The following is a 14,648-nucleotide window of genomic DNA, read 5'->3' on the forward strand; positions in this document are numbered from 1 at the left end:
TGACATCGGGGGCGTTGTCCGGCCAGCCTAGACCCTTGCCCTCTCCTGCCCCAAAGCCCAGCCCGAAGGACCTCAAAACCATGGAAACCCGCGCGCTCGGTCCGTCCGACCTGCACCTCTCGCTGCTCGGCCTCGGCTGCAACAATTTCGGCGGTCGGATCGACCTGGCCGCGACCCGCAAGGTGATCGACAAGGCGCTCGAACTCGGCATCACCCATATCGATACCGCCGACATCTACGGCGGCCGGGGCAACTCGGAGGCCTTCATCGGCGAATGCCTCGAAGGCCGTCGCGACGAGGCGGTGCTGGCCACCAAGATCGGCAAGCCGATGAGCGACAATCCGCCGAAGAATCGCGGATCGCGCGACTATGTCGCCGCGGCGATCGAGGGCTCGCTCAAGCGTCTTCGCACCGACCGCATCGACCTGCTCTACATGCACGAGCCCGACCCCGGCACGCCGATCGAGGAAACGCTGCGGGCGCTGGAGGAGGCGATCCAGGCCGGCAAGGTCCGCTATCTGGCGGGGTCGAACTATTCGGCGGGCGAAGTCTCCGACGCGGTCGATACGGCAAAGCGGATCGGGATCAGCGGTTTCGTGGCGACCCAGGACGACTACAGCCTGCTTTCCCGCGGCATCGAGAGCGTCCTGCTGCCGGTGCTCGAAACCCACCGGCTCGGGCTCATTCCCTATTACCCGCTGGCAGCCGGCGCGTTGACCGGCAAGTACCGGCGCGACCAGCCGATGCCCGATGGGGCCCGGCTGAGCGCCAACGAACAGAGCGCCAACCGCTTCTTCGGCCCGGCCCGGCAGGAAACCGTCGAGAAACTGACCGCCTTTGCCGAGGAGCGCGGCCATACGCTGCTCGAACTGGCGCTCAACTGGCTGGCGCAGCGGCCGCAGGTGGTCTCGATCATCACCGGGGCGACGAAGCCCGAACAGCTCGAAGCCAACGTCAACGCCCTCGGCTGGAAACTGACGATGGAAGAGATGGCCGAAGTGGACCGGATCACCAAGGTCTGAACCGGCCGGACGGCCGGTGCGTCCTTCGAGGCGACGCTTCGCGGCGCACCTCAGGATGGCGGCGTGGGGCGTGGGACATGGGCGATGAGGCTCGTGTGGGTCAGGGCCTTTGCCTCCCACTGGCCGTCAGGCGGTCGCCAGGTCGTCCTCGGTCGGGGCGGCGGCGAGCGGGCTCTCGGCGCCGATGGCGTGAAGGTGCAGGCCGTCCCGGTTGAGCCAGGCGCGGGCCTGCTTGGTCTCCGGGCAAACCGACTCGACCAGGTGCCAGAAGCGGGGACCGTGGTTCATCTCGTGGAGATGGGCCACCTCGTGGGCGGCGAGATAATCGAGGACGAAGGGCGGTGCCATCACCAGCCGCCACGAGAAGGACAGCGTGCCGGTGCTTGAACAGGAGCCCCAGCGGCTGGTCTGGTCGCGCAGCCGGATCGCCGAGACGCGGACACCGAGCATCATCGCGTGGCGGGCGACGGCGCGTTCGAGATCGCGGCGCGCCTCCTTCTTCAGGTAATCGATCACCCGGCGGCGGAGATGCTCCTCGCGGCCTGCGACCAGCAGCACCGGCCCCTCGCTGCTGGCCAGCGGCGTTACGGTGCCGCGACGGTGCGGCAGGTGGCGGATCAGGTGCGGCACGGCGCGCAGCGGGATGGTGGCACCATCGACGATCGGGCGGGCCTCGGGCAGCCGGCCCATCTGGTTGATCAGCCAGCCGGCATTGCGATCGAGAAAGGCGCGGGCTTCGGCGAGGGAGCCGCGCACCGGCATGGTCAGCACCGGCGCACCGGCCGGGCTGCCGACCCGCAGCGTGTAGTTGCGGGCGCGCGGGTGACGGCGCAGCGAAATGGCGACGACGCCGCGCTCCGTCGCGAGATCGAAATGCGTGGCGCGGGCAGTCGGCGGTTTGCGCTCGAAGAAGGCCATTGGCGGACGGGACACCCAGGGAAACCGAATCAATCAGCTCCGATCATTCTGCGCGATTTGGGCGAAAGCCGGAATCCTCGAAAATTGTCGCGAGCCGGAGGCCGGAATCAAAACGGCGGGGCATGACCCCGCCGTCGGCATTTTCGCATCGGTCCCGTGATCAGAGATCGATCGTCTTGTCGTCGCCGTTTTTCCGCGCGGTCTCGCGATCGTGCATGAAGCGGTCGAACTCTTCCTGGTCGCGCGCCCGGCGGAGGTTGTGCATGAACGACTCGAACTCGCGACGTTCCTCCTCGAGCTTGCGGCGCTCTTCCTCGAGACGCTTCAGCTCCTGGGTGCGGTACTCGTCGAATGCGGCGTTGCCGGTGCGCGCATAACCGCGGGCGCGGCCGCTGCAACCCCGGAACTCCGACTTGAAGTTGCGCTTCACACCCTCGAAATGCTGCTTCACCTCGGGCATGCGATCGCCCCAGATGATGTAGGCAAGCATCGCCAGGCCAAGCGGCCAGAAGACGATGAAACCGAGGACCATCAGGAAGATGGTAAGCGGCGTCCAGGCCGGACGCAGGGCATAGGAATTGACCATCACTCTCCCCTGTTGCTGACGGGCTTGAGGTGGTGACGGTGACGGTCCGATTCAAGAAAAATCGGACCGGCGTCTCAGCCGGCGGTTGCGCCGATCAGGCGTGCTGCTTCACCAGCGCCCTGGCCTGGGCGATCCATTTCTCGCGCGCGATCCGTCCGGGGAAGGAGAGTTTCTCCTCCAGCTTGCGCACGTCCGCCGCCTTCAGCGCCGCGATCTCCGCGAAGGTCGTGATGCCTTCGCCATTGAGCAGTTCCTCGATCTTCGGGCCGATGCCTGAAATGTCCTGCAAGCGATCGGCGGGCGCCGCCGCTTCCTTCCCGGTTTTCCCGACCGGTTTCGCCGGGGTGGTCTTCGGGGCGCTCACGCCATTGGGGCCGTGGCCGGCGGTGCGATGGGTGGCGATGAAATCGGCGATGCGCGGCGCGATCTCGGAGCGGAATCGCGAGCCGTTGAAGACGCCGTAGTGGCCGACCTTGGGCTGGAGATAGTGCGCGCGGCGCTCGTCCGGGATCGAGGTGCAGAGATCGTGCGCGGCCCTGGTCTGGCCGACGCCGGAGATATCGTCATTCTCGCCTTCGACCGTAAAGAGCGCGACAGAGCGGATCGCCGACGGCCGGACAGGCTCGCCGCGGTGCTCCATCGTGCCTTCCGGCAGGGCGTGCCGGATGAAGACGGTATCGACGGTCTGCAGATAGAACTCGGCGGTCAGGTCCATCACGGCGAGGTATTCGTCGTAGAAGTCGCGATGCTTCTCGGCGGAATCGCCGTCGCCCTCGACGAGGTGACGGAAGAAGTCCCGATGCGCCTCGACATGGCGGTCGAGATTCATGCCGAGGAAGCCGGAGATCTGGAGGAAGCCGGGATAGACGTCGCGCATGAAACCGGGGTGCGGGAACGGCACCTTCATGATGACGTTGCGCTCGAACCATTCGAGGTCATGGGCATGGGCGAGCGTGTTGACCGCAGTCGGGCTGATGCGCGTATCGATCGGGCCGCCCATCAGGGTCATCGTCGCCGGCAGGTACTTGTCGCCGCGGCCCTCCATCACGGACACCGCCGCCAGCACCGGCACGGACGGCTGGCAGACCGCCATGATATGGGCGTCCGGACCGAGGTAGTGGAGCATCGAGATCAGGTAGTCGACATAGTCGTCGAGGTCGAAGTCACCGTCGGCGAGCGGTACCATCCGGGCGTCGATCCAGTCGGTGATGTAGACATCGTGATCGGGCAGCATGGTCTCGACCGTGCCGCGCAGCAGGGTCGCATAGTGGCCCGACATCGGCGCGACGATCAGCAGCTTGGGCTGGTCGACGCCATTGCGGACGCCATGCTTCTCGAAATGGAGGAGGTTGCAGAAGGGGCGATTCCAGACCACCCGCTCCTGGACCGGAACGCGCTGGCCACGCACCAGGGTCGAGGGGATACCGAACTCGGGCTTGGCGTAGCGCCGGGTCGTCCGCTCGAACAGTTCCGCGCCTGCGGCGACGTTGCGGCCCCAGGGGGTGTGGCTGAGCGGGTTGAGGGGATTCCTGAAATACAGTCGCGCTGCGTCCGCGGCGGCCCGCAACGGGCTCAATGCGGCGTGGTTCATTTCGTAAAGATGGTAATAAGGCAAAGTCATGGACCCCTTCCGCGGTGGTCTCCCATGCGGCCAGTTCGTTGCTGCACTGCACAAGATATGGCCAGGTTAGGTGTCGAAGCAAGGAAAAGGTTGGTTGGCGGCGCGCCGCTGAACCTGGAAAACCATGTCGGATCTGCCCCTCACGGCCAGTGACCTGACCGGCCACAGCCTGCGCCTCGAGACGCTCGTCCGGCTGCGCTGGCTGGCGGTGGTCGGCCAGACCGTGGCCGTCTTCGTGGTGCGATTCGGCCTCGGCTTTCCGCTGCCGATGGTGTTCTGTCTCAGCCTGGTCGGCCTTTCGGCGGCGCTGAACATAGCGTTGGGGCTACGCTACCCGGCAAGCCTGCGGTTGCGCGGCGGCGCCGCGTTCTGGCTACTCGCTTACGACGTGCTCCAGCTCGGCGGCCTGCTCTTCCTGACAGGGGGGCTCGACAACCCCTTCGCCATCCTGCTGCTGGTCCCGGTCATCGTCTCGGCGACAACGCTGGCGCCGCGACCGACCATGCTGCTCGGCCTGCTGGTGGTTGCGACGGCATCCATTCTCGTCATCGAGCACCTGCCGCTGCCATGGTATCCGGGCGAGCGACTGACGATTCCACTGATCTATTCGGTCGGCGTGTGGTTTGCGCTGGTCTCGGCCTGCGCCTTCACCGGCACCTATGCCTTCCGGGTCACCGAGGAAGCCCGGCAGCTGGCGCGGGCCCTGAACGCGACCGAGATGGTGCTGGCGCGCGAGCATCATCTCAGTGCCCTGGACGGCCTGGCGGCGGCAGCGGCCCACGAACTCGGCACGCCACTGGCGACCATCGCCCTGGTCGCCAAGGAACTGGAGCGGGAATTGCCGCCCGACAGCCCGCATGCCGAGGATTTCGCCCTGCTCAAGAGCCAGGCGCAGCGCTGCCGTGACATCCTCACCAAGCTGACCTCGCTCTCCAGCGAACTGGATCATCCCCATACCCGCCAGCCGCTGTCCCACCTGATCGAGGAACTGGCCGAGCCGTACCGGGAATTCGCGGTCGCGATCGCCGTGGCGGAGCCCATCGGCGCGGGAGCCGAACCGACGGGACGGCGCAACCCGGCGATCATCCAGGGGCTGGCCAACCTGATCGAGAATGCGGTCGATTTCGCTCGCGAGGAGGTGACCATCGGCACCGAATGGGACCAGACGAGCGTGACCGTCACCATCGCCGATGACGGACCCGGATTCGCGCCGGGCATTCTGGAGCGCATCGGCGAACCCTATGTGACAACGCGCGGCCGGACCGCCGACGACCGCGCCGACCACGAGGCAGGCGGACTGGGCCTCGGACTGTTCATCGCCAAGACGATCCTGGAGCGCACGGGCGCCCGATTGACGATGGGAAACCGCGAACGGCCGGATAGCGGTGCGATCGTCAAGGTGAGCTGGCCGCGCCGGCTCTTCGACGCCGAGCCGGAGGAAAGCGGTTCACAAGCACAGGCGCCGGCTTGGCGATCCGAAAACGAGCCCCTATAACCCTTCAAAAACACGCAGTGCGACACTATTTCGCAAGGGAGCGAGGACGGCGCCCAATGCCCGAACCCAAAGAGAATGGTGATATGTCACTGCTGATCGTCGACGACGACAAACCCTTCCTGCAGCGTCTGGCCCGAGCCATGGAAACCCGTGGCTACGAGGTCGACACCGCCGACAGCGTCGCCGACGGGCTGCGCAAGGTCGAAAGCACCCCACCCTCCTACGCGGTGGTCGACATGCGGCTGGACGATGGCAACGGCCTCGACGTGGTCGCGTTGATCCGCAAGCGCCGTCCCGATTCGCGGATCGTCGTGCTGACCGGCTATGGCAACATCGCCACCGCGGTAACGGCGGTGAAGCTCGGCGCCTTCGACTACCTGGCCAAGCCGGCCGACGCCGACGACGTACACCTGGCGCTGACCCGCGACCCCTTGGAGAAGGCAGAACCGCCGGAAAACCCGATGTCGGCCGACCGGGTGCGCTGGGAACATATCCAGCGGGTCTACGAACTCTGCGACCGCAATGTCTCGGAGACAGCCCGCCGGCTCAACATGCACCGTCGCACGCTGCAGCGCATCCTCGCCAAGCGCGCCCCGCGCTAGGCGCCTCTCCGGACAGACAGACCTAGAAGGCCAGCCGCGCCGCTTCCGGATCGACAAGTCCGTGCAGACGGTGGGCGGCCGCCTGGGCGAAGCGGACCAGCATCGCCTTGCGGGTCGCCGCCACCAGCCGGTGTTCCGGCGCCTCGCGCAACAGTTCCGCGCCATAGCCGTCGGCGAGGATCATGCCGGCGTCCTCGGGAAAGATGTCGAGCGGAACGTCGGCATGGGTGGCGAAGAACAGGCGGTCGCAGGACAGCCGATAGTCAGGCCATTTATGGTCGGTACGGAAATCCTCGACCGACGACTTGATCTCGACGATCCACAGGTCGCCGGCTGGCCCGAGGCCGACGACATCCGCGCGACGGCCGGTGGCGAGCGGCAGCTCCGCCACCACCGCGAAGCCGCGGGCGCGCAGCAGCCGGCCGACGCCGCGCTGGACAGCCAAAGCGCGTTCCGACTGGCGTCCGTCCACCGGCGGCGCGACTCGGCTGAGATCGTTCAACATGGGAACAAAGGTGGCACAGGCACGCCGGGGATTGGAAGCCCTGAGTGGCAGCAGTGCGAGCAAGCGGTGCCCTAGAACTGCTTGTTGTGCTTGCGGCGTCCGTAGCGCCAGCGGTCGTGCAGCCACAGCCATTGCCCCGGCGCCGACCGCACCCATTGCTCGACCATGCCATGGACGACGACATTGGCGCCTTCCGCGTCGACGCGGCCCTTGGCATCGCGGGGCAGCGCCAGCGGCGGCGTCATCGTCACGTGGAAGCGGCCGTCGGGCAGGCGCACCGAGAAGGAACCATGCACCGGGCAGTCGAACAGCCGGGCCATGACGCCGACGACCGGGTTGCTGAGCGACATCCGACCGAAGAAGGGGATGGCCTGACCTTCGGCAATGCGCTGATCGACGAGGACGCCGATATGATTGCCCTTGGCAAGCGCCCGGGCGACCTGCCGCGCGGTGCCCGGCCCCGAAACGACCAGATCCTCGACGAAGGCGCTGCGGCGCTTTTCCATCTCCGCGGCGATGTAGGGATTGGTCGGCGGACGGTAGGGCGCGACCACCGGCAGGCCGAGCCTGGCGCCGATCGCCGCGACCAGTTCCCAGTTGCCGATATGGGCACCGAAAATGATGCCGGCCTTGCCGCTGTCGCGCAGCGCGTGGATGTGTTCGATGCCGACGACCTCGACCGGCCCGTCCTGCATGTTCTCGGGATCGAAGTCGGCGACGAGGTCCTGTAGGAAGGCGTATTCGATCGCCTGGGCGGCGAGGTTGTCCCAGACTTCCGAGAGGATCGCGGCGCGCTCCGCCTCGCTCTTGTCGGGGTAGGCGGCGGCGATATTGGCGGCGCCGAGCTTGTTTTCCTTCGAGAGGCGGCCGAAGACGCGCGTCACGCGGGCGGCGATCCGGGAGGCCCGCAGCCGGCCGACCGCCTGCGCCCAGTTGAACAGGAAGCGCATGAGGCCGGCCATGCGGCGCTGAAGGAAGTCCGACGTGCCGGCCCGTCGCAGCGCCGTATCGCGGCGCTTCTGCTTGGCGGCCTTGCGGGCGGCGCGCCGGGCTTGCCTGGCGGCCGAGTGCTTGTCGCGCCGTTCGCGCTTGCGCCGGCGGCGCGCGCGCCGCTCCTCGTCGGTGCGGGGCGTCTTGTGCTTGCGGGAACCAGCCCTGGGGTTTTTCGCTTTCGACCCGTCGCTCACAACGTCACGATGATCTTGCCGAAGACCTGCCGCGATTCCAGCCGGGCGAGCGCCTCGTCGATGCCGTCGAGATCGGTCATCGTATCGACAACCGGCCTGACGACGCCGGAGGCGAGCTTGTCCAGCGTTTCCTTGAGGTTGCGGACCGAGCAGCCGAAGCTGCCGATCAGCCGAAGTTGCTGCTGATAGAGCTGGAAGAGATTGATTTCACAATTGATTCCGGTGGTCGAGCCGCAGGTGACCAGCGTCCCGCCGCGCTTCAGGCAGAACATGCTCTTGGCGAAGGTATCGACGCCGACATGTTCGAAGACGACATCAACGCCGCGCTTCTTGGTGATCTTGCGGACCAGGCTTTCGAAGCGGTCCTCGCGGTAGTTGATGACGTGGTCGGCGCCGAGCGCCTTGGCCTTCTCGATCTTGTCGTCGCTGCCGACCGTGGTGATCACCGTCGCGCCGACCGCCTTGGCGAGCTGGATGGCGGCGGTGCCGATGCCGCTGCCGCCGGCCTGGATGAGGATCGTCTGGCCCCCCTCCAGCCTGGCATTGTCGAATAGCATGTGCTGCGGCGTGCCGATGGTGACCGGGGCGCAGGCGGCAGCGACCACATCGACGCCGTCGGGCGCGGGGATCGCCAGGCGCGCCGGCAGGTTGACCAATTCGCGGGCGAGGCCGTCGATATGGAAGCCGCGGATGCCGCCGACATTCTCGCAGAGGTTTTCCTTGCCGGCGCGACAGGCAGGACAGGTGCCGCAGGTCTCGGCGCCGAAAATCGCCACCAGTTGACCGGGCGCCAGCCCCTCGACGCCGTCACCGACCGCGGCGACGGTGCCGGCTGCCTCGACACCGACGACGATGGGCAGCTTGCGCTTGGCGAAGGCCATGCCGCGCCAGCCCCAGACGTCGATGTGATTGAGCGCGACCGCGCCAATGCGGACCTGGACCTCGCCGGGTCCCGGCGGTGGCGGTTCGGGCAGATCGACGGCCGCGACCTGGCGGCTGTCGAGGACTTGGAGGGCGCGCACGCGACTGTCGACCGTTGTTGTTGGGGTTAAGCGGGCTCGGCCGCGATGATCAGGCAGGCATTCTGGCCGCCGAAGCCGAAGGAATTCGACAGGACCACCGAGACATTGCCCTCACGCGCCACGTTCGGCACAACATCGAGGGTAATATCGGGATCGGGGACCTTGTAGTTGATGGTCGGCGGGATGACGCCGGCATGCATGGTCTTGATGGAGATGACTGCTTCAAGCGCGCCCGACGAGGTCAGCGTGTGGCCGAGCATCGACTTGTTGGAACTGATCGGGACGTTGCGCAGGCGCTCGCCGAAGACCTTGTCGAGCGAGAAGGCTTCCATCCGGTCGTTCTCGGGCGTGCCGGTGCCGTGGGCGTTGATATAGTTGATCTCGTCGGGGTGCATGGCGGCGTCCTCGAAGGTCGCCCGCAGCGCACCAATCACCGCCGAACCGTCCGGCTTGGACCGGGTACGGTGGAAATCGTCATTCTTGTCGGCCGCGCCGCGAATGACGGCGAGGATCCGGGCGCCGCGCGCCTTGGCAACGTCGTAGTCCTCGAGCACCAGGGCGGCGGAGCCCTCGGCGATGACGAAACCGTCGCGGTTCTTGGAGAAGGGCTTGGCGGCTTCCTCGGGCGGGCCCTTGTAGGAGGACAGCGCCGACAGCAGCGAGAAGCGGACAATCTCCTCGGCGGTCACCGAGCAATCGGTACCGACGCACAGCGCCGCCTCGGTCTCGCCGCGACGGATCGCCTCGACGCCGAGCTGGATGGCCGTCGCGCCAGAAGCGCAGGCGGTGGTCAGCGAAATCGGGGCGCCCTTGGTGCCGAAGCGGTCGGCGAGCTTCTCCGACACATAGCCATACATCGAGCGCTCGAATTCCTCGCGATCGTTGGCCTGACCGGCGGCACGGCACATGCGGTCATAGGCGTCTTCGCCGGCTTCCGGGCCGACAGCCTCGTAGAGGCGGCGGCGGGCCGGCCAGCCGAGTTCGACCGGCGGAATGGCGGTGAAGAGCGGGCCGGGGAAGTCGCCGGGCTTGCCGATGCCGGACATGCGGACCGCTTCGTCGATGGCAAGTTCACCGATGGTCAGCTTGAGATCGCGCGGATCGACCTCCGGAAAATCGACGGTGCCGGCGAAGGTGGTGCGCAGATGCGTCGTCGGGAAACGGGTGATCTCCTTGATCCCCGAGCGACCGGCGACCAGCGCCGTCCAGTTGTCCTCGAGGCCGGTGCCGAGAGAAGACACGACGCCCATTCCGGTGACGGCGACCACCGGGCGATCACGCTTGTCACGAAGAGCCATTTCAAACTCCGTCCTCTGTCGAAGAAACCAGACCCCACAAGTGGGTCCGCTTCGGCTTGCTTCAACCGCTTCACTTCCTGCCCGGGGCCGCGCGCGGCAGTCCCGGCTCGCCGGATCCTAGTCGATCGCCTCGACCAGACCCATGCCCTCGCCGCGCCAGTTGCCCCACGAATTGACGGCTATGGCGGTCGGGGCCTCCGTCACCGGCGTCTCGAAGCCGGTGTCGTCGGCAGGCCGGTAGAAGCCCTTGCGCGACAGGGCGAGCGCCGCCAGGCCAACCATCGACGGGAACGTCGCCTCGACGCTGGTGCCCAGCATGTTCGGCACGGCCCGCACCGTATCCAGCTCGCCGCGGGCGATCAATCCGGCGAGAAAGCCCTGCTCTTCCTGGGTCAGCGGCGACAGGCCGGAGGCGCTGGTCAGCATGGCGAGACGGCGGTCGCCGGCTTCCTTGCGGATCGCGGCGAACTGCTCGGCGGCGATTTCGGCGGCCTGGCCGGGCTCGCGGCGGCTGCGGCCGGACAGCACCGTGCCGAGCCGCGCATAAGGCTTGGCGCCACGGGCCTCGGCATGCTCGCGCGCTTCCAGCACCAGGAAGGTACCGACCGAACCGAGAATGATGCCGCCGCCCTTCTCGGGCCGCGCCCAGACCGAGGCCGGCTCGCCGGTCCAAGCCCAGCCGGCGCCGGACATCACCAGAAGCACGTCCTTGCGCTCGGCGATGATGGCACCACCGGCCAGGAAGATGTCGCCCTGGTCGGCGCGAATGCGGCGCGCGGCGATTTCCACGGCGCTGACGCTGGCCAGTTCCTCGCCCATGAAGGTGCGGGAGGAGCCGGTCACCTTGTGGACGATGGCGATGTTGCCGGCGACGAGATTGGGAAGCTGGGCAAGAAACAGCGTCGGGCGGAGGTCGTTAGACAGCCGCTCGTTGATGAACTCTTCCGGCGATTCGGCAGCGCCAACGCCTTCGAGGATCGTCTGGTCGACCGCCAGATCGCGTTCGCCACCGGCGGCGGCGACGACCATGTTGGTGTTGGACAAGAGTTCGAGATTGCCGGCGATACCGGCGTCGTCCAGCGCCAGGCCCGCGGTGTAGGTGCCGACGCGCTGCCAGTTCTCCATCTGGCGGCGATCGCCGCCCTTCGGAATCTGCTGCGAGAAATCGAGCGGCACCATCGGATGGACCGGATAGGGCGCGAAGGTGGTCTTGTCGATCACCGGGGTGGGATGCTCGGCCTCGGCCATCGCCTGCCAATGGGCGTCCAGACCCTCGCCGAGGCTGGACGTCATGCCGATGCCGGTGATCCAGACCTCGCGCGTCATTTACCCTACCCTTGCACGCAAGCGCTTCGCCGGACGGTGGATTATGATCAAGACATCATCCCCATCTCGACGCCGTGCCGACGCGCGCGTTCGCGAACGAGAACCGGAAGTTCCGGGCTCGGGAAGTCCATCAGCATCATCGTCAACTCGGCGTCGGCGATGAGCTTGCCGTCGATGTGGATCGAATTGCGGGTGATGCTGAAGCCCGAACCATCATGAACGAGGTCGCAGGTCGATTTCATCACCATGCCGGGCAGGGCGAAGCTCCGGATCTTGACCTTCTTGGCACCGGCGAAAAACGGCAGCCGGCCGAAATTGTTCATGCCAAGAAGCAGGTAGCCGGCCGTGTGATTCATCATCTCGAGCAGAAGCACGCCCGGCATGATCGGATAGCCGGGGAAATGCCCTTCGAAGACCGGGCTTTCGTCCGGAATGGTCGACGTTGCCTCGACGTGACCCTTCTCAAGGTCGAAGACGTCGACGCTGTCGATGATATCGAAGTATTCGAGGCGCATGGCGTCCGGTCAGGCGTCCTTGGCAGCGACGAGTTCGTCGATGCGGGCGCAGAGATTCTTCAGGACGAAATAATCATCGACCGAAGCCCGCCCTTCATTGACCTCTTCGGTCCATGATTCGAGCGGGATCTTGATCCCGAATTTCTTGTCGAGGGCGAAAACGATGTCGAGGAAATCGAGGCTATCGATGCCCAGATCGTCGATTGCATGCGATTCCGGCGTGATCTGATCCTGTGGAATCTCGCTGGTCTCGGAAATGACCTTGGAAACCACATCGAATGTCGAGGACATGTGACTTTGACGATCCCTTGCTGATTCAAGCCATCTAACGCCGCGCGCCGGCGATTCCAAGCATAAAAAGCCCCCCGCCGGGCCGCGGCCTGCTTCCCAGGCCCGGCTACGACGGCTCACTTTTCCGCCACGGCCGCATCGCGGGTACGCCCCGACCGCCTGACGATATCGTGCAACGCACAAACGGCGGCCGCATTCGCGCGGCGCCGTGCCGGCAAGGGCAATACCGCCCTTCCCCTCTCCTGTCCACCGTGACACAGCATGCTGGTTGCGCGACAAAGGCCGGTCGCGAGACAATGCGCCCAGTCAGAAGAGGCATTCCCTGTGGTTTCAGTAACCGGATCCCAAGCTACCGGGCGATCGTTCCGGCTCGCGGCGATCGACGTTGCCCGGGGAATCGCGATCCTGGCGATGGTCGTCTACCACTTGGCGTGGGACCTCTCGGCCAACAGCCTGATCGCGGTCGATGTCTCGACCGATGTCGGTTGGAAGATTTTCGCCCGACTGATTGCCGGGACCTTCCTCGCCCTGGTCGGTTTCAACCTCGTCCTGGCGTCACGCAACGGCTTCCGGACCGGCCCTTACCTCCGGCGGCTGGCGATCATTATCGCCGCAGCGGCGGTGGTGAGCGCCGGGACCTACTGGTTCCAGCCGGACTCCTTCGTGTTCTTCGGCATCCTGCACGCCATTGCGCTGACCAGCATCCTCGCCCTTCCCTTCCTGCGGGCGCCGGTCTGGCTGACCCTGGTCGTGGCCGTCTTTTTCCTGGTCGGGCCGCATGTCCTCGCCAGCCCGATCTTCAACTCCTACTGGTGGTACTGGCTCGGCCTCGCCACCGATCCGCCGATCACCGTCGACTTCGTGCCGATCTTCCCGTGGTTCGGCGTCGTGCTTGCCGGCGTCGCGGCTGGGCGGTTCGTCCTTGCCCACCTCGACTGGCCGCTATGGCAGTGGCGCGGCGAAGGCGCCGTCGCGCGTTTCCTTGCCCTGGCGGGTCGATGGAGCCTGTCGATCTACCTGATCCACCAGCCGATCCTGATCGGCATCCTGATGGTCGCAGCGCCGTTGATCGGCCCGAGCGAAGCCGCGCTGGCGGCGCAGCTTCGCGCCGAATATGACGCGAGCTGTGCCCTTGCCGGCTACGAGCAGGGCGCCTGCGACGCCTATTCGCGCTGTATCGTCACTGCGCTCAGCGCCGAGGAGGGTATCCTCGTCTCGGCCGGGCAGCGCCAGCTCAGCGAGGCCCAGCTCGACCGGTGGCAGGTGATCCTCGCCGAATGCCGGGCGAAGCACCTGCCTCCGGACGTTTCCGAGGGGGTCTAGGGAACCTGCGCGCCGGTCGCGGTGACGTAGACCGAATAGACTTCCTGTGTGCAGGTTACGAAGAGCCGGTTTTTCTTCGGGCCGCCGAAGACCAGGTTCGACACGCCCTGCGGAAAATTGATCCGGCCGAGGACTTCGCCTTCCGGGCTGAAGACATCGACACCGGCGCCGGCGCTGGTCCAGACATTGCCGTCGGTATCGACCCGGAACCCGTCGGGGAAGCCTTGCTTGAGAACGAAACGCGCCTCGCCGCCGGACAGCGTGTTGTCGGCGTTAACCTTGAAGGCGCGGATGTGGCGTGGCTTTTCCGGCTCGTGGGCCGAGGCCGAGTCGGCCACATAGAGCTCTGACTCGTCCGGCGAGAAGGCGAGCCCGTTCGGCTTGTCGAAATCGTCGGCGACCACGGCGAGTTCGCCCGACCTGGGATCGAAGCGGAAGACGAAGCAGCCATCTTGCTCGACCTCGCCCTTGTGGCCCTCGTAGTCGCTCATGATCCCGTAGTTGGGATCGGTGAACCAGATAGTGCCATCCGACTTGACGACGACGTCATTCGGCGAGTTGAGCCGCTTGCCCTTGTAGCTGTCGGCGATAACCGTGATCGAGCCATCGACCTCGGTCCGCGTCACGCGGCGCGCGCCATGCTCGCAGCTCATCAGCCGGCCCTCGCGGTCGCGCGTATTGCCGTTGGCATAGTTGGAATCGGCTCGGAAAACGCTGACGCTTCCGCTGCCGCCGATGGCGTCCGGCACCCAGCGCAGCATCCGGTTGTTAGGGATGTCACTCCAGACCAGAAAGTTGCCGTCGCGGAACCAGACCGGCCCTTCCGACCAGCGGCAATCGTCGAAGATCACGTCTTTCTTGCAGGTGCCGTTGATCAGCCAGGTGAAGCGCTTGTCGTAGTGTTCGGCGTCGGGTCCAACGAGTGCCATCTTGGTTT

15 protein-coding genes are annotated in these 14,648 nt (G+C 66.2%); 4 read left to right on the top strand and 11 right to left on the bottom strand.

Going from position 1 to position 14,648, the window contains the following annotated elements:
* Positions 1-80 precede the first annotated feature (80 nt).
* Positions 81-1,022 (top strand): aldo/keto reductase, encoded by a 942-nt coding sequence (locus BLT60_RS22355; RefSeq protein WP_090880601.1) that lies wholly within the window; start codon positions 81-83, stop codon positions 1,020-1,022.
* Between the two features lie 126 nt (positions 1,023-1,148).
* Here the strand turns inward: BLT60_RS22355 and BLT60_RS22360 are convergent, their stop codons facing one another.
* The 3 genes from BLT60_RS22360 to phaZ form a co-directional block, all read right to left on the bottom strand.
* Complete coding sequence (locus tag BLT60_RS22360) at positions 1,149-1,940, bottom strand: M48 family metallopeptidase (protein WP_090880603.1); 792 nt, start codon at positions 1,938-1,940, stop codon at positions 1,149-1,151.
* Positions 1,941-2,100: 160 nt separating this feature from the next.
* Positions 2,101-2,526, bottom strand: a complete 426-nt coding sequence (locus tag BLT60_RS22365; protein WP_090880606.1) for a DUF2852 domain-containing protein — start codon at positions 2,524-2,526, stop codon at positions 2,101-2,103.
* A gap of 94 nt (positions 2,527-2,620) precedes the next feature.
* A complete protein-coding gene (phaZ, locus tag BLT60_RS22370; RefSeq protein WP_090880609.1) occupies positions 2,621-4,147 on the bottom strand; it encodes a polyhydroxyalkanoate depolymerase in 1,527 nt (508 codons plus the stop codon).
* 124 nt (positions 4,148-4,271) lie between these two features.
* Between phaZ and BLT60_RS22375 the strand changes: the two genes are divergently transcribed.
* Both BLT60_RS22375 and BLT60_RS22380 read left to right on the top strand, forming a co-directional pair.
* On the top strand, positions 4,272-5,642 hold the full coding sequence (locus tag BLT60_RS22375; RefSeq protein ID WP_090880612.1) for an ActS/PrrB/RegB family redox-sensitive histidine kinase: 1,371 nt from the start codon (positions 4,272-4,274) through the stop codon (positions 5,640-5,642).
* 56 nt (positions 5,643-5,698) lie between these two features.
* Entirely contained in the window at positions 5,699-6,244 is a 546-nt protein-coding gene (locus BLT60_RS22380; RefSeq protein ID WP_090880614.1) for an ActR/PrrA/RegA family redox response regulator transcription factor, read from the top strand.
* A gap of 22 nt (positions 6,245-6,266) precedes the next feature.
* Here the strand turns inward: BLT60_RS22380 and BLT60_RS22385 are convergent, their stop codons facing one another.
* The 7 genes from BLT60_RS22385 to BLT60_RS22415 all read right to left on the bottom strand — a co-directional run bounded on the left by BLT60_RS22385 (position 6,267) and on the right by BLT60_RS22415 (position 12,388).
* Entirely contained in the window at positions 6,267-6,749 is a 483-nt protein-coding gene (locus BLT60_RS22385; RefSeq protein ID WP_090880616.1) for an MmcB family DNA repair protein, read from the bottom strand.
* A gap of 71 nt (positions 6,750-6,820) precedes the next feature.
* Positions 6,821-7,936: a lipid A biosynthesis lauroyl acyltransferase gene (locus BLT60_RS22390; protein ID WP_090880619.1), complete on the bottom strand. Its 1,116-nt coding sequence runs from the start codon at positions 7,934-7,936 to the stop codon at positions 6,821-6,823.
* Positions 7,933-8,958: a zinc-binding dehydrogenase gene (locus BLT60_RS22395; protein ID WP_090880622.1), complete on the bottom strand. Its 1,026-nt coding sequence runs from the start codon at positions 8,956-8,958 to the stop codon at positions 7,933-7,935. The genes BLT60_RS22390 and BLT60_RS22395 overlap by 4 nt, the downstream gene beginning before the upstream one ends.
* 26 nt (positions 8,959-8,984) lie before the next feature.
* Entirely contained in the window at positions 8,985-10,256 is a 1,272-nt protein-coding gene (locus BLT60_RS22400; protein ID WP_090880627.1) for a beta-ketoacyl-ACP synthase, read from the bottom strand.
* 117 nt (positions 10,257-10,373) lie between these two features.
* Complete coding sequence (locus tag BLT60_RS22405) at positions 10,374-11,582, bottom strand: beta-ketoacyl-ACP synthase (RefSeq protein WP_090880630.1); 1,209 nt, start codon at positions 11,580-11,582, stop codon at positions 10,374-10,376.
* A gap of 47 nt (positions 11,583-11,629) precedes the next feature.
* Entirely contained in the window at positions 11,630-12,097 is a 468-nt protein-coding gene (locus BLT60_RS22410) for a 3-hydroxyacyl-ACP dehydratase FabZ family protein (protein ID WP_090880633.1), read from the bottom strand.
* A gap of 9 nt (positions 12,098-12,106) precedes the next feature.
* Positions 12,107-12,388 carry an acyl carrier protein gene (locus tag BLT60_RS22415; protein ID WP_090880635.1) on the bottom strand — a complete coding sequence of 94 codons (282 nt, stop codon included), beginning with the start codon at positions 12,386-12,388 and terminating at the stop codon, positions 12,107-12,109.
* A gap of 324 nt (positions 12,389-12,712) precedes the next feature.
* Between BLT60_RS22415 and BLT60_RS22420 the strand changes: the two genes are divergently transcribed.
* On the top strand, positions 12,713-13,711 hold the full coding sequence (locus BLT60_RS22420) for an acetyltransferase domain-containing protein (protein WP_175478589.1): 999 nt from the start codon (positions 12,713-12,715) through the stop codon (positions 13,709-13,711).
* Here BLT60_RS22420 and BLT60_RS22425 read toward each other — a convergent pair.
* Entirely contained in the window at positions 13,708-14,640 is a 933-nt protein-coding gene (locus BLT60_RS22425; RefSeq protein WP_090880641.1) for an SMP-30/gluconolactonase/LRE family protein, read from the bottom strand. The two genes, BLT60_RS22420 and BLT60_RS22425, sit on opposite strands and share 4 nt — an antisense overlap.
* Positions 14,641-14,648: the final 8 nt, after the last annotated feature.

It is taken from the genome of Bauldia litoralis (genome assembly GCF_900104485.1).
Classification (GTDB): domain Bacteria; phylum Pseudomonadota; class Alphaproteobacteria; order Rhizobiales; family Kaistiaceae; genus Bauldia; species Bauldia litoralis.

Coding starts and splice junctions, on each gene's coding strand:
- phaZ (WP_090880609.1), bottom strand. CDS start 4,147: ATGACTTTGCCTTATTACCATCTTTACGAAATGAACCACGCCGCATTG.
- BLT60_RS22385 (WP_090880616.1), bottom strand. CDS start 6,749: ATGTTGAACGATCTCAGCCGAGTCGCGCCGCCGGTGGACGGACGCCAG.
- BLT60_RS22375 (WP_090880612.1), top strand. CDS start 4,272: ATGTCGGATCTGCCCCTCACGGCCAGTGACCTGACCGGCCACAGCCTG.
- BLT60_RS22355 (WP_090880601.1), top strand. CDS start 81: ATGGAAACCCGCGCGCTCGGTCCGTCCGACCTGCACCTCTCGCTGCTC.
- BLT60_RS22415 (WP_090880635.1), bottom strand. CDS start 12,388: ATGTCCTCGACATTCGATGTGGTTTCCAAGGTCATTTCCGAGACCAGC.
- BLT60_RS22425 (WP_090880641.1), bottom strand. CDS start 14,640: ATGGCACTCGTTGGACCCGACGCCGAACACTACGACAAGCGCTTCACC.
- BLT60_RS22405 (WP_090880630.1), bottom strand. CDS start 11,582: ATGACGCGCGAGGTCTGGATCACCGGCATCGGCATGACGTCCAGCCTC.
- BLT60_RS22365 (WP_090880606.1), bottom strand. CDS start 2,526: ATGGTCAATTCCTATGCCCTGCGTCCGGCCTGGACGCCGCTTACCATC.
- BLT60_RS22410 (WP_090880633.1), bottom strand. CDS start 12,097: ATGCGCCTCGAATACTTCGATATCATCGACAGCGTCGACGTCTTCGAC.
- BLT60_RS22380 (WP_090880614.1), top strand. CDS start 5,699: ATGCCCGAACCCAAAGAGAATGGTGATATGTCACTGCTGATCGTCGAC.
- BLT60_RS22400 (WP_090880627.1), bottom strand. CDS start 10,256: ATGGCTCTTCGTGACAAGCGTGATCGCCCGGTGGTCGCCGTCACCGGA.
- BLT60_RS22360 (WP_090880603.1), bottom strand. CDS start 1,940: ATGGCCTTCTTCGAGCGCAAACCGCCGACTGCCCGCGCCACGCATTTC.